This is a genomic window from Clostridium beijerinckii, assembly GCF_008705175.1.
Taxonomy (GTDB): Bacteria; Bacillota; Clostridia; order Clostridiales; family Clostridiaceae; genus Clostridium; species Clostridium beijerinckii.
In genome coordinates this window covers 4,036,559-4,059,107 of record NZ_CP043998.1, presented here as the reverse complement: position 1 = coordinate 4,059,107, position 22,549 = coordinate 4,036,559, and the positions used below count along the sequence as shown (strand labels likewise).

Here is a 22,549-nt window from a genome sequence, read left to right as displayed (position 1 = left end):
AGCAATGGATTTTTATTGAAGAAGGTCTTGGAGCTGCACACTGAGTCTATTTTATCCGATAGCTAGTAATCCGTAATACTCTCTCACATATAGGTGAAAGATAACGGCTACGTGCTCTTGGACAGGGTACCCATTGAGGGTATAAATTAAACTAGAATTCAGATGGGGATAAAAACCCAGCATGAATCAAGTTTTACTTAATAGAGGTAGGATGTGACGGAATACCCCGTTATAGGTATAGAGTATCTCATTTTTGATGTACTTGAAGAGGTGTATACGGCAACGCATACATAAACTGAGGTGGTACCACGAATTTATAACTTTCGTCCTCAAGATTAGAAATCTTGGAGGTGAAGGTTTTTTTTATTTGTATTAAGGCAATATCAGAAGAATAACAAGTAAATCCGCTTTCTTGCCTGATAAAAAACTTAAGGCAAAATTGAAAGTGATATTTTCTTTTATATGCCTAAATTAATCAATAAATAAGTAAAGGTGGTAACAAAAATGTATGAGCAATATGAAAATTTAAATGAATTAGAAAATATAATGACAAATGCAAATGAATTTATAGTGGAGAGAATAAAAAAGTTAAATAAACTTAGTGAGTTAGGAATAAATCCATATCCTTATAATTACGATTTTAACAAAAAAACTTATACAAAAGAGATATGTGATAATTTTGATACTATTGATGAAAGTAAAGTATTTTCTTTAGCAGGAAGAATAATGTTTCTTAGAAGAATGGGAAATGCAACTTTTGCTAACATAGTAGATGAAAGAGGAAATATACAAATATTTTTTAGTAAAAAGTTAATTGGAAATGAAAATTATAATGTTTTAAAATTAATAGATGTCGGCGATATTATTGGGGTAGAGGGAAGTGTATTTAAGACTCAGACGGGAGAAATAACTATTAGAGCAAACAAATTTGAATTGTTATCTAAATCAATAAGAACCCTTCCTGAAAAATATCATGGAATTCAAGATTCAGATTTAAGACAAAGACATAGATCTTTAGATATGATAATGAATTCAGACGTTAAGGAAAGATTCATAAAACGTTCTAAAGCAATTACTGCAATTAGAGAATATTTGAATAATATGAATTTTATTGAATGCGATACTCCTGTACTTGATACTAAATATGGTGGAGGAGAAGCAAAACCATTTAAAACTTTTGTTAATGATTTAGATTGTGAAGTATATATGAATGTCTCTCCAGAATTATATTTGAAAAGACTTATTGTTGGAGGAATAGAAAGGGTTTATACATTTGCAAGATCTTTTAGAAATGAAGGAATTGATAGAACACATTATCCAGAATTTACTCTAATGGAATGTTATATGTCTTATGCAGACTATGAAGATATGATGAGAATTATGGAAGGAATATATGAATATGTGTTTATGTCTGTTAATGGCTCTACTAAAATAAAATATGGTGAAGAAGAAATTGATTTTAAAGCTCCATGGAAGAGAGAAACTATGTGTAATCTTGTAAAACAAGATACAGGTATTGATGTAGAGAATTTAACTAAAGAAGAAATTATAAGTAAAATAAAAGAGAATTCTCTTTTGATTGAAGAGCAAAATGAAGGTTTAAATATAAATGAAGTTTCTAAAGGAGAATTAATAACAAATCTTTTTGAAGCATATAGCGAGAAGAAATTAATACAACCTACTTTTGTTATAGACTTTCCAAAAGAATCATCACCACTTTGTAAAGTTCATAGGGAAAATCCAGATCTAATTGAAAGATTTGAACCATATGCCTATGGAGTAGAGCTTGGAAATGCTTATTCAGAATTAAATGATCCATTAAGGCAGCGTATATTATTACATGACCAAGCTGAAAAATTAAGAGGAGGACTAGAAACAGCAAGTCCAATGGATGAAGAATTTGCTATAGCTATTGACACAGCAATGCCACCAACTGGAGGTTTAGGTATCGGTATTGATAGAATGATAATGTTTCTAACTGGATCAAATACAATAAAAGATGTTATTGCCTTTCCTTTAGTTAAAAGATAAAAATAAAAATACTACAGATATCCAAACTTATGAGCATAGCTCGCCGAAATAAGAATTATGCTGTTGTTCCAGTTTCTAAGGAATTATGATGGATGATTCTAAGATTACAAGTTGCACGCAAGATGCTAGCCTCAAAGGCGAGCGCTCACAGAGAAAGTTCGAAGAACGAAATGTAAAATTTCGATTCTCACTTTTTGAACTAGCATACTTGGAACAACTTTTACTCTAATAATCAGAACCATCAAATTCCTAATGAAACATTTCATATTATGACCCTTTTGGTTACAAAAGCATAATCCTTATTTCTAGTTGGAATATATTTCATAGTGTGGATTTGGCTTATAATTAGTTTGTTTTATAGAAAAACAAGAATAAAAACAAGTATATATTATAATAATGGACTTAAATAATTAACTGGAATACTTAGAGCAATAAGAGCTTTGGGTATTCCTTTTCTTTATTTTTATGAATGTACTAAGCAATAGGGCGCAAGAATTTTCATAAGGCTTTGTAAAATTTAGAGAGATATTTAAAACAAGCTCAAAAACATTTAGTAAATATTCTGATATTCTAATATTCTGAAGAATATGCTGGAATAATGCGGGTTTGAAGGTTGTTTGGTTAAAAAGTTCGATTTTTATGTGGTTTAAGATAGGAAAATACGTCTTAAATATTAGTAGAGAAAAATTTTAATATAGTAATAAAATTATGGAATGCATTTGTTAAATGATTAGGGGTGAAATAAAAATTGAATTAAAAAGAGAAAAGACTTTTGTAAAAAGCAGATGGCTCTGTAATTTTATTATAAAGTTTGGATTGATAGCAATGGTTATTTTTTCAATAAACGTAGGTGGCGCACTGTCTTTGCATTACATTTTATTGGTATAGGGATTATGATAGTGGAAACAGTTTGTGAATTTAATTAGCATTGATATTATGAAAAAAGTAAATTATTGTATCAACGCATTAAGATATTCGTAGTTATTTGGAGATACGGTCCGTAGTTAGTGGGCTCATCTATTTTTATTTTCAAAAATGACTTTGCATGAATTGAGAATACAAAAAAGAAACCGCCATTTCTGGCGGAAGAGTATCTATTGATTCTGGTTTCTACATTTAGCTGGGAGTTTACATTACCATAGGATACTATCAAGGAAACCAGATTAGAGTTTTATTTTACTATATTAAAAGTTCCTTCTTTTCTAGGTGCTGCTTTAGGTTCTTCTTTACTGTTATAACCCAAAACAGCAGTACCAAACACTGCATAATCTTCAGGAACACCTAGTTCTGTAAGTACGCTTTTAACATTAGGATCTTCTCCAGTAATAGCTAATATATGAATCCAGCAAGATCCAATATTAAGTGAATGAGCAGCTAAAAGCATGTTTTGAAGTGCAGCAGCACAATCAGATTCCTTTGTAGGTAAAGTTTTATCATAAGCCGTAATGACTATTGTAGGTGCATTATAAAATGGATTAAAATTAGGATTTTCACCCATTTTTCTATATTGTTCTATAGACGACTTTAACATAGCTTCTTTTATTGCAGAAATTAGCTTTTCAATCTTTTCTTTATTTTGAACTGCTGTGAAATGCCAGCCTTGTTTGCCCATAGCTGTTGGAGCAAATTGGGCAGCCTCTAAAACAGTATTTAAGTCCGCATCAGAAATTTGATCTTCTTTATAAGTTCTTATACTTCTTCTTGTGAAGATATTTTGAATTATTTCATTCATAGTTTTTCTCCTTTCAATTTAAAAGACATTTTAATTTAATCTTTATATTTACTAAATGGTAATAAATATATAAGATTTTTGCTTAATAAAAAAACATCATCACCTTTGACTAATACATAAATTAAATTTATAATTAATCTATCAAAATTTAAATGTAATTTATAAAGTAATATAATGATATCAATATGTATATCATATGTCTAATTAATATTTTTCATTGAATCAATAACTAAAAGTTATAGATTATTATTAATGCTTTATAACTTAAAATATTATAAATTAAGGAGTGCATTTATGAACTGGCAGCAATTAGAATATTTTAAAACTGTAGCGGAAACACAGAATTTCACATCAGCAGCTAATTTGCTTTCCGTAACACAGCCAGCTTTGAGTAAAGCTATTTCAAAATTAGAAGAAGAGCTAAATGTACCATTATTTGAAAAAAATGGCCGCAATATAAAATTAACTCGTTTTGGCAGTATGTTTTTAATACATGCTAACGCTGCAATAAATGAGATTAGTAAAGGAATTCAGGAATTACAGGATATAATTAATCCTATGGCAGGCACAGTTTCCATGTCTTCACTTTACACTATTGGAACACATTTTATTCCTTCGATTATAAGTGAATTTTTGAAGGAAAGTCCAAATACAAAATTTGAATTTGGGATTCAATCAACTTTTAATATTTTAAAAGGCCTTAAGGATGGTAAGTTTGATTTTGGTTTTTATGATGAATTTGAAGATATTAAAAGGTATGAAGAAATAGAGTCAGTTCCTATAAAAAATGAGGAGCTTGTTCTCATAGTCCCTAAAAATCATCATCTTGCTGATAAAACAGAAGTATTTCTAAAAGGCTTAAAAGAAGAATCGTTTGTGTTTTTTTCAGAAGGAATCAAAGGAAAAATGTGTTCTATTTTCGAAAGCATTGGTTTTGTTCCAAAAACATCTATAGAATATAATGAAAGCAGTATGGTGGTAACAGGTTTTGTTAGTGCAGGTCTTGGTATTTCTATAGTTCCTAACACCCCAAATTTAATAACAGAAGAAGTATCAGTATTAAAAATAAAAGAACCCAACTGCTATAGAACTGTGCATATGGGATGGTTGAAGAATGGATATATGACTCCTTCAGCTAAAATATTTAAAGATTTTGTTATCGAAGCCTCCTCAAAAATTAATATTTAATAAGATTTGCATTAAAGTATAGTTACTAGACTTAAGGTAACCATGTCATAAATAAAATACAATTTCTAATTATTCATATAATTGGATGTGCTGTAGTGGCTCCAAATTAGGCTAGTAATGATTAGATTGCAATGTTAAGGTGGAGGAGAATTACTTATGGAAATACACAATCATAATTTGAATATTCATTACTCATCACCAGATTATATATGGGATAAATTAGCTGAATTATATTCTGAAATGCCGGGATGGAGTGGTTTTATTGATGGAATTCCTCATTGGTATGCACAAGATAATGACAAAAGAAGGATTAATGCTTCAGTTGAACCTAGTGGTTTGCAATTTTATGCCGAAATGCAACAAGAAGAATGGGATAAATGGTTTGAATTATTTAAGAAAAAGGCTTCAGCAACATTAGGTTTTGAAATAGGGGAACCAGAAGATGGATTTGAGTTTCATAGCTATAGTTAATCAGTTTTGAAAAAGAGTGCAACGAAGGAAGTATTGGAGATATTAATGATAGTGATTGGACAGTAAATGCAGGTGCTTTTACGATGTTGAGTCCAATAGAAAAAGTATAAAATACGGGATAAATAGTATCAAAGAGATTATAGTACAAGATAAATGAATCTAAAACCCAAATATGATGAGTTAAAATTTTTAGTCCTTGACTTTCTGAGAAGAATTGTTGAGGACTTTATTTATTTGCAGTCTAATACTTTGACTATACTTTATAAAAGAATGGTTAAACTTTAAAGAAGAAAAACATTCCTAGTATAAAATTTATAACAAGTTACATATTTAGTACATTGTAATTTATGGTGGAGTGTGGTATATTGACATCATAAGTTACAGAAATATATTAATGTAACTTGTAATGCTTGATCAGAACTTTAACAGAGTTTGAGCAAGTAATTACGATTAGCCATAACTATATTGGACATAGTTTGGGTGATTGGACATGATTTTTTGTTTAAAATGAAGCAACCATTAAAAGGTTTATATCTAAGATAAATAAAAAATATGATATGACAATGGATAAATTAAGTGAGGAGAATATGAAAGCTCCTTCAAGGAATAGCTAATAATAGTGATTTTTGATAATAACTATACAAAATAATTATATGGATCATATTGATTATAACAAATAAGGAGGTAATTGAAATTGAAAAGTGTTATTTATTATTTTACAGGAACAGGAAACAACTTACAGGTAGCTAAAAAAATAGCTGAGGCATTACCGGATTGCAAGTTGGTATCCATGGGTAAAGGTGAACATGACAGCAATGAAGTGTATGATTATATCGGTTTTGTATATCCTACATATGCCTTGAATTTGCCACGAAGAGTAACACAATTTATAAAGGAAATGTCGCTTGAAAAAAGTAAAAACGCATATTTTTTTGCTGTGACTGGATGCGGCAATATAAGTGGTGTTGCGTTAACTGTCCCTGCCAAAATTTTAGCAAAAAAAGGTGTGACACTTAATTTTGCAGAGAAAATTATTATGGTTGAAAATTATGTCGCGATGTATAAAATGAACGAGAGAAATCCAGAGAAATATCAAATTGCTACTGATAATATACCTGCATTAGTACAAAAGATAGTAGCTAAAACACAGCAGCCAGTGGGTAAGGTGAACGAGCCTCTTAATATATCGACTGCTATTGGTCAAAAATTAATATATGCCAGAAAAGACAAAGGTTTTAATGTTTCCGATGCTTGCACAGGCTGTAGAACATGTGAGGCAGTTTGTCCTGTTTCCAACATAGTAATGAAAAACAAAAAGCCGAGTTTTAAGCACAATTGCGAACAATGTATGGCGTGCGTTCAATGGTGCCCAAAGCAGGCTATTAACTATAAGAATAAGACACAAAGCAGGGGACGTTATACTAATCCTAGTATTAGTTTGAAAGAATTAATAGATGCAATAAATAGAAAAGTAAGAATTAAAACTGAGATATATTTTGAAAAATTAAGATTAAAATATGATTTGATATTTGCTTATAAAAATCTAATAAGAAATATATTGATATTGATTTTTGATATATAATAATTCGCGGTAACTCAATGAGTTACCGCGAATTTTAAAATGCACTAATATTTCTATTCCAAACCAGTATAGTTTGGACTTAGACAGTAAAATCAGTGGAAAAAGCAAGCCTTTTTTGTGATTCAAGTTCTTTAAGACGATCAGATAGTGCTTGATGAATTGAATCATAGGCATCACTACCGATAGTAATTCTTTTTGGAGCATCTTGCTGGTCTACACTGTAAATCATAGCTTTGACCATTTTTGCTGGATCACCAATAGAAACAATGGATTCATCCTCAAGGATGCGCCTTTTTAATATAAATAATAAGAAACTTTATTTAGGAGCATTTGTAGGAAAAAGCAGATGAGGAACTTCTGGATTTATTTATAAGGCTTTGAAAATGGAAAGCCACCACTTAGAGAGATAAGAGATTTGAGAAAAGGCTTTGGAACTGACATATTAGAAAATGGTATATGAATGCAAGATAATTAGTAAAAATAGTGTTTTGTGAAAATTGAATAATATAATACTTGTAATATATGTTATAATTGGGAATATACTTGTTTGAATTGGGTTACGAGAATATTTTTTGAACTACTGGGGGGATCTGTATTCAAATTAATTCTATAGCAATTAATTTTATGTCAATACTTATTAAGTTTATTTGTATCACAGTGGTAGTAGTGATAGTAATAGGAATGATTAAAGGTGTAAAAGAGCTTTGGAAATCTATAAGTAGAAATAAACAAATGGATAAAGAGCTAGGTCATATTTTAAATGAAGTAGATTAAAGAAAAGAATGGGAATATAATTATTAAGATTATAACAATAATTATTAATATGATGTTTTGTTTGATATTTCCATTAAGTTTGCTTGGAGCAATGGTTTCAACTATGGCATTTGATTCACCAGGTTCGACGGAAAGCATATATACATGGATATTTTTCCTATCCACTTTTTCACTTCCAGCAGTCATATTAATATCAGTAATGATATCATTTTTTCTTTTATTCAAATCAAAATTATATAATAAAGCAATTATAGTTAGCTTAGCACCAATAATTTATTTTGCTGCTATGTTTCTTCTTTTTAACACATAAAATTTTTTGGTTAAATTCTTTTTATATTGTGAATTTGTACAAATTGACGCAATATAAGAAATTGTTACGGAGAAAATATATGAAAAAGAAAAATATTCAAAGAGTAAGCGCTTTAATTATATTAGCTCTTATTATATTTTTATTTAGACCTGCATATACACCAAGCATAAATGGAAGTGAAAGTATTAGTAAATTAGTTAGTATAAAAGTTGGTGGGCAAAATCAGACATTTTATATCATATTAGATTACATATTAACGTAATTGAGGTGAAATTTATGTTCAAATGCCCATATTGTAAATTTAAAACAATTACTTTATCGAAAAAAGTTGGTGGTGACTCTCGTTTCTCAACACGTGTCACATGTCCACATTGTTTTCACAAAAGTAAACTACCATGGTGGAGCTTTTTTGTACAAATGGCATTCTTTGTTTCTGGCATATATATTCTCAAAAATAACAAATTCTTTTCAATAAATGCTTTGGAGATTATGAGTTACTCAATAATTACTTCTATCATAATACCTGCATTGTTTCCATTAAAAAAATTAAAATGATTAATTAAGTTTCAGTACCTTAATCATGCTAATAACAAAAAGTTACTTAAAAAGTGTTGCAATTGTAAATTTTAAATTGCCAATCATAAGGGGAATGGGGTAAAAAAATGAGTCGAAAAAGTATAGAAAAATTAATTGTTAAGGGATTGATATTAGTTGGAGTTTTAGCAATGTTTCCAATAGGTGCAGATGCTGAATGGAAAAAAGATAATAACGGATGGTGGTATACAGAAGGAAGCTCATGGTCAAGTGGATGGAAGTTTATTAATAATAACTGGTACTATTTTGATAGCAACGGATATATGAAAACAGGATGGGTAAAAGATAAAAACAATTGGTATTATTTATATGATAATGGAGAAATGGCTAAAAATACTAGTGTTGGTGGTTATGAATTAAATGCTGATGGAGCATGGATTCAAATAAAAGAAAACAGTTTATCAAGCAATATTGTAAATTCAACAGATGTTGACAATAACAACACTACTGAAAATATTGACCAGGCTGTAAGCAAAGCCATAAAAAGTAGAGGGACAAATTATCTAAGGGGAGAAGCGGCTACAGAAGGGCACATAGTTTTAGATGTTGAAGAAAAAGATAATATCGCGAAAGTTTACACTATTTCAAGTTTTGGTTATTTTGGCTTTGAAAATGGAATTTTCACAGAAACCAGTGGAAGTGGAGCTATTCCTACGGTAATGACATTTTCTGAAAATTCAAATGGTGGTTATTCGTTAATCGAATATAAAGAACCTGAAGATGGAGAAGAATGTGAAAATTCTATAAAACAGATGTTTCCAGAGAAGTTATGGGACAAGGTTTTAAAAGGTCAGGAAAGCTATTCGCAGCTTGCAGAATCAAAAGAGAAAGAGGCTAAAGAATACCTAAAACAAATTGGTAGAACTGCTGATGTGAGCTCAAAATATGTTGAAAAGAAACGTCCTAATATTAATGTTACAGCAGAAAATAAACTATTTGTATATTTGGGGAAGAATGATTCATTTCTAAATCACTGTCCTTATTGGATAGGAACAAAAGAGCGTGTTGAAAATGGTGTAAGGCTAATTTATGAAACATCTCAAAGTAAAAGCACTGATGGATATGATGTAATAACTTTTAAAGAGACGAAATCGGATGGAACAGTTGTTGAAGAACGTAGCTATAAAATAGTAGGAGATGAACCAGAGCTTCAGTAGAAATTGTAGAATTCTCTAGCAAATAATAAGCTTGTAAAACTATATAATAATTTTTAAAGCAAAAATTAAAAGTGGATTTTACAGAAATGTTCTATAACTTATTCATTATAGTAAATTAAGGGTCTTAATATAGAGTATTGGGGTGTATTATATGAGTAAAACATTACTCTTTACCAAAGTTATTTATTCAATATTTTTTATATGTACAATAATTACATGTATCATTGTTTATGGCAACATAGATAATAGTATGGCCTCAAAATTTGTAATTGGCTATGCTGTACTTGCTCTATTTATGTTATTGTATGTGCCTATAATCACTTTATTTAATGCAAGAAAACTGAAATGGGATTATCTTAGAAAAGTATTAAATAAATTTGTTATTATGTTTGCAACATTTTTTGTACTTAATTGCACTTTTGATTACATCTTTAAAAGTCCTAATGTAGACATACTTAATGCTGCTTCTCATGCAGTGGGTTTATCTTTTGGGTTAGCTTTTGTAGATGTTACATTTTTAGAAAGAAGAAAAAATACAGTGAAATTTAAATGAACTTGAGTAAATAATATAGATTTTTTTGTTAACAGGACTTAGAATTCGAAGAGATATTTAATAAACGAATTCGATTTTAGCGACAATTGTATAATCACGATTAGCTCATCAATGCTTTTTCTAAAGTCTGTTATTCCATATGCAATATAAATTATATTAACTTTATTAAAAATGAGCTACAATTTAGACTTTAATTATTATTTGGATAAATAAACGGCATTGTTAAAATCTACATTAATTTTAACAATGGCCGTTTGTACTTGTCTATCCGTTAATTTTTTATTATTATGAAATATTCCTCAAATTAGTGCAAAATACAATTCTATAATTTAATTGTTATCTTATGTAATAGTAAAAAGTACTTTGGGTAAGTACAAAATCAATTTTTTGAAGATATATTAATAATATTATATATTTAGATCACTAATTTAGTATATTAATTAGAGTACCCAAATTTTCAATTGAGATAACAACTCTATCTCCTGATTTTAGCCAGTTTTGTTTATCTTTTGGACGCCCTGCAATTACACCGCTCGGTGTTCCAGTAAAAATTAGATCACCAGGCTTTAATGTCATGAATTGAGAGATATAGCTTACTATTGTTGCACAATCAAAAATCATATTTTTAGTATTTCCTAATTGACATACCTTTTCATTTACTTCGCATCGAATTTCTAAATTGTTAGCATCAATTTCATCGGCTGTTACTAAATATGGTCCAATAGGCGCAAAATTATTACAAGTTTTGCCTAACAACCATTGACTTGTACGAAGTTGAAGATCACGTGCGCTTAAATCATTACCGATAGTATACCCAAAAACATAAGAAAGAGCCTCATCTTTCGCAACATTAAACGCTTCTTTACCAATAATAATAACTAATTCAGCCTCATAATCAAATTTTTCAGCATTTTTCGGAAGTTGGATTATTTGTTTATTGGCGGCGAGAGAATTATTAAATTTGCTAAATATGAGAGGGTATATTGGAAGTTCTAATTTACATTCCTTACCATGTTCTTTATAGTTTCCGCCTACACAGAGTATTTTTTCAGGGCTTAGTACGCATGGTGCATATTCAATATTTTCTTCTTCTATAGTCGGAGTTGATATTTCTAATAAATTTGATAATAACTTTAATTTGTTTTCTCCACTTTTAATAAGTTCTTCAATTGTAGTAGGTATATTTGTGTTATTATTTGCTAGTTTTTTTACATCGACAATGCCTCGACTAGTTTTTATTCCTAAAAGAATTTCATTATTAATCTTATAATTTATAAATTTCATTTATCTCATCCCCATTTCAAAATTATATATAATTATAATATAAAAATACAAAATTTGAAATAAAAGTTAAAATAATATAAAATCGATAATAATTAATTTTTAAGTTAATGGTTTTGCAGTTGAATAAAAAAACAGATTATTAGGATGTTTTCAATCTTAAAAAATGGTTCAATTGCCAAGTAGATGGGCATATTTATATAAACTATAGTAAAATATAACTTTTTCTTATTATAAAGTTAGATATGAGCAGCCATAGGAAAAGTATTAAGATTTTTGTATTTTTTTAGTACCGCCATAATACTCATAATCTTCATGTTTTAATAAAGTTTTTATCATATGAGCCCATTCTGTTGGTTCTTTGAATAATAATTCTTCATGATTGAGTCCTACAATTCCAATAATCTGAGAGTTTGGGAAGTGTTGTTGATATCGCTTTACTAGTTTCCTCTCATTTTCTTCAGTTCCATAGATACAATAAATTTGAGTTTTTCTGGGTATGATATCCAAAGCAATTGGCGTGATTAAATCAGTATAAAACTCTGTATAAAGAGTTTCATATGTTATTTTATTATAAATTTTATCGTGTAATTCATTTAAGTATCTATCAATTTTTTTGAATTTCACAAACGGTGCAAAAGGTTTGCTTATTTTACCTGTTTTAGCAAACTTGTAGGCCATTGGTATTATAAGTTTACAAAAAATCATTGCTGGAAATTTTGCCATTTGATCAAAATCTGTACTTCCTGTTATAGCATAATCTATGCAGATATTTTCTCTTTCAAGCAATTTTCCTACAATAGATCCTCCAATAGAGGAGCCATAGATACCATATATTTTACCGTTATATTCCTTTTGAATATAGCCTTCTAGTTTGTGGGTTTCATCACTAATGGAAATCATTTCTGTAGGATCACTTTCGTCATGTCCATCCATAGCCACACAAATAATGTGATATTCATCGGTTAATTCTTTAATCACGTTCCCAAAGCTAAGTTGCCAATGGCTACCTGTTCCATGTATTAAAAACACAGTTGGATTTTTTGTGCTACCAAATTTATAATATTTCATGCTAGATTTCCTCTCATTTTTTTATACTATAATATTGGCTTAACACCAAATATGTTCATATATGTAATTTCGAATTTGATTTCTGTATATAAAAAACTACAATTCATTACTGATGATGAATTGATTAAGTTAAAATTAAATGAAGGTGCAGAAACTTAGAATGTATAAATATGTGTCTTCAATAAATTACTTTGGATTGATGTAAAAAGTATACTTAATAATAATCTAAAATTCTTTTTTATTACTATCAACTATTAAGGATTAAGATAAATTATGTCTTTTTAATAATTCATCTAATTTTAAATAGTCTACTATATTTGGGTATGTAATCCTTAAAGAAGTAATACGATGGCGTGCGTCCATTTTTTTTTTGAAGATCATACTAAGTGTTAAGCAATAATCTAATGATCTTGAAGCCTCTTTAAATTGTTTTAGATAATAATGACATTGAAATTTTGTGAAGTAAAAAGAGTCTAATATTCCTAATCCACTTCCTTTTTCAGTTGAGTATTTGATTGCTTTTTCAATAAAATCAAGAGCGATAGAGTATTCTTTTTTTTTGATATTTAAGTCTGATAAATTATTTAATATAGTGGAATATAATCTGAAAATAAATTTAGAATTTAGGCATTCAATATATGAGTCACTAAAAAAGTGATTAGTAATATTGTTATATAGTGTTAACATGATAGTTTCATATTTCTTAGTTTCTCCTAAAAAATAAAAACTGTAACCTATACAAGAAATTAAATTATATGTAGTATGAGAATAAATTTTTTCTAAAGATATATTGATAAAAATCTCGTCTATATTATTATAATCTAAGCCCTGAATACAATATTTCAGAGACTTTTCATATTTTTTATTAATTAAACAACAAAGAGCCTTGGCGTAATATATTAACTTTAAATTTTCTCCAGTTGAAAATGATGGTAGTTGCTCATATTCTCGATATAATATTTCAACTAATGAATAATCAGCTTTTTCAATCGCATTTCTTAATTTAGAAAATTGCATATAACTATCTAGGCAAATATCATTAATGAGTATTTTATAATATTGAAGTAAATTTATTTTATAAAATTCAGACAATTGTATAACTAGATCCATAGATGGAATACATTCATTTTTTTCTATTCGATGTAACTGTTTAGGAGTATATCCTATAAAAGTTGCTAAATCCTTTTTTGTTAGGTGATTTTTTGTTCTTAAATTTATTAATAAATCACCGAAACTTCTAACTGTAATAATAATCACTCCTCCAAGTAGGACATCAATGTCCGTTGACTATACTATAATTATAGTTGTAAAATAATGTGCATACAAGCTGGTTTATGTAAAAAATAATTATATGTGGAAAGGTAGTGTTATTATGGAAATTATGAAAAGAACTATGTTTGGAATTTTAGCTATTACACTTTTATTTTTAAGTGCAGTGGCATCAAATAAGGCTTCAGTTAGGCAAGTGAATCCATTGGAAATTGTGATGAATGCCTAAGAGCTGTACTGAAAATAAGTTATAAATTGATGAACATTATTTATGATTGTGGGAAAATTGTATTCTTAGAGAAAGGTAAATCTCAGAACCAAAAGATATGATTAATATTATTTTTCGATGAGGCATTCAAATATAAAAAAGCGATAATTTATGCTGGGAAGTTAAAAATATACGTTAATAGTATTTTGTAAAGAAACATTAGGATATAAGTTATTAAAAAGGAGTAATTATAATGATCACATTAAAAAATAAATGGTTAGCTTCTTACTATGTTCCAAAGGCAAAGGCAAGGGCTAGGTTATTTTGCTTACCATATGCTGGATCAGGAGCAACTCTTTATAGAAAATGGCAGTCAATATTTAAAGAGGATATTGATGTTTGCCCAATTCAACTTCCTGGTCGTGAAAATCGATTGTCTGAAAAGCAGTATACAGATGTGAAAAATTTGGCATTTGAAATTTATAAGCAGATATCAGATCTATTTGACAAACCGTATTTTATTTTTGGACATAGTATGGGGGGGGTTATAACATATGAATTAGCCAGAATTATAGAGGAGCATGGAGAGATAATGCCAAAGTGGATTTATATGTCTGCTTCGTCTGTATTTTCAGCAAATCGTGGTTCTAAACCCGTACATACGTTAGATGATAAGGAACTTAGATATTACTTAAAGAAATATATAACGGATATTCCTGAAGCAGACAATGAAATTTATCAAAAGATTTTTTTCCCACTAATAAGAAATGATTATCAGTTGATTGAAAATTACTATCATTGTCATGAAAAACAGTTATCATGCGGAATTCATACATTTGCAAGCATATCAGATAAGGTTTTTAACACTCAATTAATTGAAAAAATGAGTTTCTTTACTAAAGATTTTCAAATTAAATATATTGAAGGAGATCATTTATTTATTACTTCGAAATATGACCAAGTTTGTAACTTAATAGAAGAAGAAATTTTAAAAGCATGTAAAGTGAATGATTATAGACTTAATATTGATAGTATCGATTGACAATAAACATAAAGCAATTTAATGAAAGGAAATGAGCTAATTATGAGAGAAACACTATGGAATTCAATGTCCGCAGAGCAGGAACGTATGTGGTATATGTATAATTTGAATCCAGATACAAGTTATAATTTACAATTTTATATCGCATTAAGGGGAGAAGTAGATTTAGGAATAATTTATAAAACAATTAGAACTATAATTAATTGCCATGATACATTGAGAATGAAAGTTAATTATAAAAATGATAATTTGGGTTGTTCAGTCTTTGAGGATATGGAACCTGATATAAAAATGATAAATTTGTCAGGAACTTACCTAGAGAAAGAAATAGAAGTTACAAGTATTGCACAACAGGACATGAAAAAGGTGTTTGATTTAATAAATGAATTTCCATTAAGAATGTCCATTCTTAGATATGATGAAGAAAATTACAAAGTGATTTTTACTACACATCATATTTATTTCGATGGTTGGTCAGTCGGAGTATTTATTAATGAATTTAAGAAATACTATCTTCAATTTGAAAAGAATGAAAACACAAAAACTGAACGACTTAATTGTCAATTTGGTGATTTTGTATCTTATCAAAATAAGCATGATTACTCAAAGGATAAGGAATATTGGGAAAAATATTTAAATAAATCTGAAAAAGTTTTAAATTTACCATATTCTTATTTTGCAAAGACAGAAGATACTCATGATGGTAATTCAATTTCTATCTATTGTAGTGAAAATTTAAAGGTATTAGATTTATGCCGAGAAAATCAAATTACAAGTTCCTCATTTTTCTTGTCTATTTATTTTGTAACGTTGATGATTTGTTGCAAACAAGATGATATAACAATTGGTATTCCTTATATTAATAGGAATACAACTGAATTTCAAAAGATTATTGGATATTTTGCCAATACAATTCCAATTCAAGAATCTATTAATGATAATTTAACTTTTGTTGATTTAACTAAAAAAATTTGTGAAGATACAATCAATGGTATCATTCATGGAGAAATTCCATTTAATCAAGTAGTTGACTTATTTAGAGATTCTCATGTCACTAATAAAAATCCAATTTATCAAACTATGTTTTCTATGCGTAATGATACATTAACAAGTTCATCTAGTACAAAATTTAGTCAAATTAGTGAAAATGTACAAATTTGCTCTGGTATAATTAATGATTCAGATAAAGTTGAATTTGATTTAATTTGTACAGTAAATGAGAGAGTTGATGATTACAAAATTACTTTCGGTTACAATACCTCATTATTCTCTAATGATAGAATAGTTAAACTTAGCAATATATATAAAACACTTATGAATTCATTTCTATGTAATACTAATGTAAAAATTTTTGATCTAGCAAAGCAACATACAGTTGAATTTCAAGAGGAATATCTAGATGAAGCTATTGGATTACAGAATAAATTATTGGAACAAGAACCAAATATTTTAGATGTAAATATTAAATTACTAAATGGATGTGCTGTTGTTTTTTATGTTGCAGAACAGGACATAAAAAATAATATAATTTCAATATTATCCGATGAAATCTTAGATACAATTATTCCGATTCATCAATATAAACTTGCTAAGGATGATATTTTGCACGAAATGGCTGAAGATGTTGCAAATAGATCATATGATATAAAGAAAATATTGAGTCAAAAAGTTAATGTGAGAAATATGAAGTTTTACGCACGTAATCCAGAAGTTTCTAGCAGAACTTATAGTTCAAGTGAATTAGTATCAAATGTCTTAAAAAAATCAGCACTAGAAGATAAAAAGAAATTTGAGTGTAACGATTTATCTTTATTAGATGGCGGTGATTTACAACATACAGAGTTTAAAATACTATCTGATATTCTATATTCTCTTTCAGAAGAGGAAAAGCAACGTGAGATCTTAACAATTCAATTTGGTGATGTTAGAAAATATTTTACTTATGGTGAATTATTTAATTCTGCGAAAATAGTTGCGGGAAACTTGCAGGCATTGGGAATTAAAGTTGGTGATATCATAATTCTTCAAATTAATAACTTAGAAGATTGTCTGAAATTTTATTGGGGTGCAACATTTATGGGAGCAATTGTTTCTATTGTAGCAGTTCCACAAAATCAAGATTATACTGCAAATAATGCAGCAAGTGTTAAGGTAAAGAATATTTTGCAAATTACAGAACAAACATATGTAATTGCAGGAGAAAATGAAGCAGAGTCTATGCTAAAGAGCGGCATCCATGAACATCCAGAGCGTATTTTTACAACGTCATCACTTTTAAAATCTAATGAGAATATTTTTGAAAAACCCCAGCTTTCAGAAAATGATGTTAGCCTTATGCTTTTTACTTCTGGTAGTACTGGTTTACCTAAAGGGGTTACACTTAGTCATAGGAATATTATCTTAAGGACAGTTGGAGCAGTCCAACGCTTTGGACTTAATGAGTTAGATACTGCACTAAATTGGATGCCATTAGAGCATGTTGGCGGAATTATTATGTTTCATATGTCTGATATGTTTACAAGAAATAAACCAATTTATGTTGAGACAAGTGAAATTTTACGTAAACCTGCAAGTTGGCTGTATTTAATGTCTGAATATAAAGTAACCCAAACATGGGCACCAAATTTTTCGTTTAGTCTTCTTATGAAATATAAGCAAGAGATTCTTGATTCTGATATTGATCTTTCTAATATAAAGTACATTTTTAACGGTGGGGAGGCTATTAACTTCGAGTCTTGTGACAAATGGCTAAATATTATGTCGCATAAAGGACTGAAGTATAGTTCAATGGTTCCGGCATGGGGAATGACTGAAACTACTTCAGGAGTATTATTTTCTCAGAAATTTGGAGAAATTTTATATAAAAATACCGTTGGAACTGGTTCACCAGATCCAGGTGTAAAAGCGAGAATTGTTTCACCCGATTTGGAAATTCTACCATGTGGAACAGAAGGCTTACTTCAAATGGCAGGTGAGACTATTAATCAAGGATATTATAACAATCCAACTGAGAATAAAAAAGCATTTACTAGAGATAATTGGTTTGATACTGGAGACTTGGGAATTATCACACAGGGAGAAGTTGTAATTACAGGACGTGCAAAAGAAATATTAATCATTAATGGTGTAAATATTAGTTGCCAGGAAATTGAGAAAAATCTAGAAAAAATTGATGGACTTACTAGTGGGTCAGTAGCATGCTCAAGTGTAAGAATGGATAATTCGGATACAGATGAATTTATAGTATTCTATGGAGAAGCTGATTTGACTATAAGAGATGAGATGAAAAGTAAAATTAGTGAATGTTTAATTCAAAGTCTTGGATTTAATTGCCAGTACCTGGTTCCTGTGGATGAAAACAGTATACCAAGAAGTGCAATTGGTAAAATTGATAAGAAGCGTTTAGTTAAACAGTTCTTAAATGGAGAATTGAGATCTATAATTGAAAGAAACCAAATTCCAAATTGGTTCTACAAAGAGGAAATAGTAGAGAGTCACTTAACTAATAAAGTAAAGACGTTAAACAATCAGATTATAGTTTCACTTTTAGATGATGCAATTTCTGAAGATGCTACAATAAATGCTTCTAATATGTGTAGCAAAATTATTAATATTTTAGAAACAAAATTAAGTGGAAGAAAAGAAAATAGTCTTATTGTTTTGAATCAAAAGAGCAATATTGGTACAAGCAGTTTGTTAGAAGGATTTTTAGCTGCTGTTCCTTATGAGTATACAAATTTAAAAATTCGATTAATAGAGCTACAAGATGAAGTTTACCCATCTGATGAGTTATTACAAGATGAGTTCGCTTCAATTGAAAAATCAGTTGAAAATTTTTCAATAGTATATTATGAAAAAGATTATAAAAACAGAAAACAATCTGTGATTACTTTAGAAGATATGAGAAATGTTCCAATAATTAAGAGCCCTATTGTAAGTGGAGGCACATATATTCTTTTTGGGGGACTTGGTGGCATTGGTAAGATTTTAACAAAATATTTATTAAAACAATATAACTGTAATGTAATTGCAATAGGAAAAACAGATATTGAAAACTCCCCTGAGCGTAGATTACAAGTAGAACACTTTAAACGTATTGGAAATTTTAGCTTCAAACAAATTAATTTAGAAAATTCAAGTGTAGTTCAAGACGTACTAGAGGAATGTGGAGAATCAATAGATGGAATTTTCTATATGATAGGAGAAACGCCTTCCGAGTTAAGAAGAAAAAATATGAAAGACTTTCAAATTAAAAATTATTCAAAAGATTCTTTGCAAAAAGTGTTCGAGTTCCGTTGTAACATGATTGATGAGATTTATAAATTCGCAAGTAATAAAAAGAATCTAGATGTGATTGTTTTCTCAAGCATAACTTCATTATTTGGTGGTTCTTTGTATTCTGCATATAGTGCAACAAGTCGTTATTTGTGTGAAATTGGTAAGACTTATCCAAGTGTTTCATATCATTCAATTGCATGGAGCAAGTGGAAGGATACTGGTATGAGTGCAGGGGAAAGTGCAAATGAAGGTTTTGCGGCTGAAAATGCTGGATATCACATGATTGAAGAATCTAATGGTATTACAAGCTTAGAAGCAATACTTTCGAGAGATTGTAAGCAAGTTTTAGTAGGTATTAATCCAGACAAAAATTTATTGCATAGCCATAGATATTTTAAAGATGAAAATCCTCTTATGATTTTTGCACAGATATCTGAATCTGATTCTGAAAAGTTAAAAGAATGTAATAAACTTATGGATAAAGTACAACCGGCTCATGTAGAGACTTATTTGACGGATATTTATGATGTTGTGCATGGATATAACGATAAGGAAATTGAATCTAAAGTGGTGTCAGTTTTATCTAAAATTTTAGATATTAGTGATTTATCCATAAAAGACAATTTTTTTGATATTGGTGGAAATTCTTTAAATAGTATTCGCGTAGCAGAAGAATTGAGTAAGGCGTGTGAGTGTGAATTTAGCGTGGTAGATATATATAGTGTATCTACAATTAATGAAATTATTTTGTGTATTCAAAGCAGGTGTAATATAGAGGAGCGTGTTTATGATACATCTATTGAGGAAAAACTGATTACTTTACTTTCTAAAATTCTAGAAGTTAATAGTATCTCTGGAAAGGATAATTTCTTCGATATTGGCGGAAATTCTTTAAATAGCATAAGAGTTAGTGAAGAAATTAGTAGGGAGTTCCAATGTGATTTTTCTGTAGTGGATATTTATAATTGTTCTACAATTCATGAATTAGCACTAAATATAATGCAAAAAGTTCAGACTGTTTCATCCAAATCAAGTTTAAGTAGAGATGTTGATGAAGATATTATTATTGATATTTAATTTAAAGGAGGTTAAAAGATGAAGAATGCTAATAATCTTAGCATCTTGGATGGTGGAATCATAAGTGATTCCCACTATTCCAATATGCTTGAAATGTTTTTTGATTTTTTAGATGAAGAGAAGATGCGGGAACTAGTTTTTATTCATTCTGGAATTACAGAAATTATTACATATGGAGAACTTCAGAAGCAAGCAATTAAAGTAGCCACTAATTTGCAACAAAATCATGTGGCAGCTGGTGAAAATATAGTGTTCATTTCAGAAAATAAAAAGGAATTTCTTGTTTTATTTTGGGGTATTATTTTAGCTGGTTGTGTAGCTGCTCCAGTTAGTGCAATTCAAAAAGGTATGTCTTATTCTGATGATAATATCATAGTATCAAATTTGAAATACAGTTATTCTGTCACAAAATCAAAAATACTCCTTGCTGGTAATAATGATTTTAATAAAATACGCAAAGCTAAAATTTTCAATAGCGAAGAGTTGTTTTCTTACTCTGATTTACTAAAAGATACAGATGTAGAGTATGACAAACCAATTATCAATAAAGAGGATTTAGCATTGATTATGTATACCTCTGGCAGTACTGCAAAGCCCAAAGGAGTAGTAATTAGTCATTCCAATGTAATAGGTTCCTGTATTGCATTAAAAAAAGTTTACAATTGTAATTCAAAAAGCTGTTTTGTAAACTGGATGGAGCTCACACATATAGCAGGATTAACAACTATGCACATTGCTATGTTGTGTAATCATACTAATCAAGTCCATATTGATGCAATTGATGTGACAAGAGATGTTTCATTTTGGATTGAAACTCTATACAAATATAAAGCAACCCATACATTCTCACCTAACTTTGGATATGCGCTAATTGTAGAGAATGAAGAAAAAATTAAATCTTTAAACACAAATCTATCTTCGCTAGAAATGTGCTTAACAGGTGGTGAAGGTGTTAGTTTAGAGATATCTAAAAAATTAATAGAGATTTTGCGATTACAAAAAGCGGATAAAGCTAATGTAGTTCCAGTGTACGGAATGACAGAATCAACAATACCTGTTGTTTTTAATTGCAAACTAGATTATATGCAAGACGAAGTTTTTGCATCTGTTGGAACACCAATAGCTGGGACTAAAGTTCGTATTACAGATGAAAATGGTAATATTTTAGAGAATGGAAAACAAGGATTTATAGAATTAAAGGGTCCAAGTGTAATGAGAGAGTATTATCAAGATATAGAAAATACAAATGTAGTATTTACAAATGATGGTTGGTATCAATCGGGAGATATCGGATATATAAAGGGTGGAGAATTAATTATATGTGGTAGAGAAAAAGATATGGCAATTATTAATGGTGTAAATTATGCTTGTTTGGAAATTGAAAATCTTTTAAAAAGAGTTAAAGGGGTAACAGGATATCTAACATGCATTCCATATCGTGAGTCTTCAATGCAAACAGATCAGATTGTTATTTTTTATAGTACTAATACACCAAATGATATTGATAATCACCAAAGGATTTCAGATTCAATGGCAGAACTTATGCTTAATTATTACGGTGTTTCATTTAGTTATGCTATACCTTTGAAAATATCAGACTTCCCTAAACTATCTTTTGGGAAAATGAATAAACGAAAATTAAAAGAACTATTTTTAAGCGGATTAATAAAACCATTAGAGGCAATTGAAGACAATTCTATTGAAGATTGTAACGAATCAGAAATGTTGGGAGTTTGGAAATCTATTTTACATACTTCTAATTTAAGTATAAATGATAAATTTTATAGTATTGGTGGAAATTCTTTAAATAGTGTTGCATTAGTAGAAGCTATTAATGGCAAATTTGGTTGCAAAATAGGATTAAGTGATTTATTTGCGAATCCAAGTGTTCGAGAAATTTTACAATATATCCAATAAGGGGTAAGGAGCTG

General features: G+C 29.1%; 18 protein-coding genes and 1 other annotated feature (1 of these 19 only partly in view). Of the genes, 13 read left to right on the top strand and 5 right to left on the bottom strand.

The genetic code is table 11. From position 1 onward, the window contains the following. Window positions 1-334, top strand: a binding site (T-box leader) (it extends 67 nt beyond the left edge of the window). A 170-nt stretch (window positions 335-504) separates the two neighbouring features. Beyond that, a complete protein-coding gene (gene lysS / locus F3K33_RS18275) occupies window positions 505-2,031 on the top strand; it encodes a lysine--tRNA ligase (protein ID WP_039771657.1) in 1,527 nt (508 codons plus the stop codon). A gap of 1,171 nt (window positions 2,032-3,202) precedes the next feature. On the opposite strand, the gene F3K33_RS18270 is transcribed toward lysS, so the two are convergent. After that, the gene (locus F3K33_RS18270) at window positions 3,203-3,763 is read right to left on the bottom strand and encodes a nitroreductase family protein (RefSeq protein WP_023974128.1); all 561 of its coding nucleotides are present in this window, start codon (window positions 3,761-3,763) and stop codon (window positions 3,203-3,205) included. Between the two features lie 294 nt (window positions 3,764-4,057). Here F3K33_RS18270 and F3K33_RS18265 point away from each other — a divergent pair, with 294 nt between their 5' ends. From F3K33_RS18265 to F3K33_RS18255, 3 genes are all read left to right on the top strand, one after another. Then, window positions 4,058-4,951 (top strand): LysR family transcriptional regulator, encoded by an 894-nt coding sequence (locus tag F3K33_RS18265; protein WP_039771659.1) that lies wholly within the window; start codon window positions 4,058-4,060, stop codon window positions 4,949-4,951. A 156-nt stretch (window positions 4,952-5,107) separates the two neighbouring features. After that, entirely contained in the window at window positions 5,108-5,422 is a 315-nt protein-coding gene (locus F3K33_RS18260; RefSeq protein ID WP_017210393.1) for a hypothetical protein, read from the top strand. Window positions 5,423-6,116: 694 nt separating this feature from the next. After that, a complete protein-coding gene (locus tag F3K33_RS18255) occupies window positions 6,117-7,004 on the top strand; it encodes an EFR1 family ferrodoxin (RefSeq protein ID WP_243141336.1) in 888 nt (295 codons plus the stop codon). A gap of 79 nt (window positions 7,005-7,083) precedes the next feature. Here the strand turns inward: F3K33_RS18255 and F3K33_RS26480 are convergent, their stop codons facing one another. Further along, the gene (locus F3K33_RS26480) at window positions 7,084-7,245 is read right to left on the bottom strand and encodes a hypothetical protein (protein WP_167514425.1); all 162 of its coding nucleotides are present in this window, start codon (window positions 7,243-7,245) and stop codon (window positions 7,084-7,086) included. 383 nt (window positions 7,246-7,628) lie between these two features. Here F3K33_RS26480 and F3K33_RS26845 point away from each other — a divergent pair, with 383 nt between their 5' ends. The 5 genes from F3K33_RS26845 to F3K33_RS18235 all read left to right on the top strand — a co-directional run bounded on the left by F3K33_RS26845 (window position 7,629) and on the right by F3K33_RS18235 (window position 10,392). Beyond that, window positions 7,629-7,778 (top strand): hypothetical protein, encoded by a 150-nt coding sequence (locus tag F3K33_RS26845; RefSeq protein ID WP_243141335.1) that lies wholly within the window; start codon window positions 7,629-7,631, stop codon window positions 7,776-7,778. Window positions 7,779-7,839: 61 nt separating this feature from the next. Beyond that, a complete protein-coding gene (locus F3K33_RS26840; protein WP_241394326.1) occupies window positions 7,840-8,088 on the top strand; it encodes a hypothetical protein in 249 nt (82 codons plus the stop codon). A 79-nt stretch (window positions 8,089-8,167) separates the two neighbouring features. Beyond that, on the top strand, window positions 8,168-8,350 hold the full coding sequence (locus F3K33_RS18245) for a hypothetical protein (protein ID WP_039771661.1): 183 nt from the start codon (window positions 8,168-8,170) through the stop codon (window positions 8,348-8,350). A gap of 400 nt (window positions 8,351-8,750) precedes the next feature. Beyond that, a complete protein-coding gene (locus F3K33_RS18240) occupies window positions 8,751-9,839 on the top strand; it encodes a cell wall-binding protein (protein WP_039771665.1) in 1,089 nt (362 codons plus the stop codon). A gap of 151 nt (window positions 9,840-9,990) precedes the next feature. Continuing rightward, window positions 9,991-10,392: a hypothetical protein gene (locus tag F3K33_RS18235; protein WP_039771667.1), complete on the top strand. Its 402-nt coding sequence runs from the start codon at window positions 9,991-9,993 to the stop codon at window positions 10,390-10,392. Window positions 10,393-10,815: 423 nt separating this feature from the next. Here the strand turns inward: F3K33_RS18235 and F3K33_RS18230 are convergent, their stop codons facing one another. From F3K33_RS18230 to F3K33_RS18220, 3 genes are all read right to left on the bottom strand, one after another. Then, entirely contained in the window at window positions 10,816-11,676 is an 861-nt protein-coding gene (locus F3K33_RS18230; protein ID WP_039771668.1) for a fumarylacetoacetate hydrolase family protein, read from the bottom strand. Between the two features lie 264 nt (window positions 11,677-11,940). Continuing rightward, window positions 11,941-12,744 (bottom strand): alpha/beta fold hydrolase, encoded by an 804-nt coding sequence (locus F3K33_RS18225; RefSeq protein WP_039771670.1) that lies wholly within the window; start codon window positions 12,742-12,744, stop codon window positions 11,941-11,943. A gap of 261 nt (window positions 12,745-13,005) precedes the next feature. Next, complete coding sequence (locus F3K33_RS18220) at window positions 13,006-14,001, bottom strand: helix-turn-helix domain-containing protein (protein ID WP_039771672.1); 996 nt, start codon at window positions 13,999-14,001, stop codon at window positions 13,006-13,008. Window positions 14,002-14,116: 115 nt separating this feature from the next. On the opposite strand from F3K33_RS18220, the gene F3K33_RS26990 reads away from it, so the two are divergent. The 4 genes from F3K33_RS26990 to F3K33_RS18205 all read left to right on the top strand — a co-directional run bounded on the left by F3K33_RS26990 (window position 14,117) and on the right by F3K33_RS18205 (window position 22,535). Continuing rightward, complete coding sequence (locus F3K33_RS26990; RefSeq protein ID WP_274596473.1) at window positions 14,117-14,242, top strand: hypothetical protein; 126 nt, start codon at window positions 14,117-14,119, stop codon at window positions 14,240-14,242. A gap of 232 nt (window positions 14,243-14,474) precedes the next feature. Then, complete coding sequence (locus F3K33_RS18215; protein ID WP_039771674.1) at window positions 14,475-15,263, top strand: thioesterase II family protein; 789 nt, start codon at window positions 14,475-14,477, stop codon at window positions 15,261-15,263. A gap of 42 nt (window positions 15,264-15,305) precedes the next feature. After that, window positions 15,306-20,618, top strand: a complete 5,313-nt coding sequence (locus F3K33_RS18210) for a condensation domain-containing protein (RefSeq protein WP_039771675.1) — start codon at window positions 15,306-15,308, stop codon at window positions 20,616-20,618. An 18-nt stretch (window positions 20,619-20,636) separates the two neighbouring features. Beyond that, entirely contained in the window at window positions 20,637-22,535 is a 1,899-nt protein-coding gene (locus F3K33_RS18205; protein ID WP_039771677.1) for a non-ribosomal peptide synthetase, read from the top strand. The last annotated feature ends 14 nt before the right edge of the window (window positions 22,536-22,549 follow it).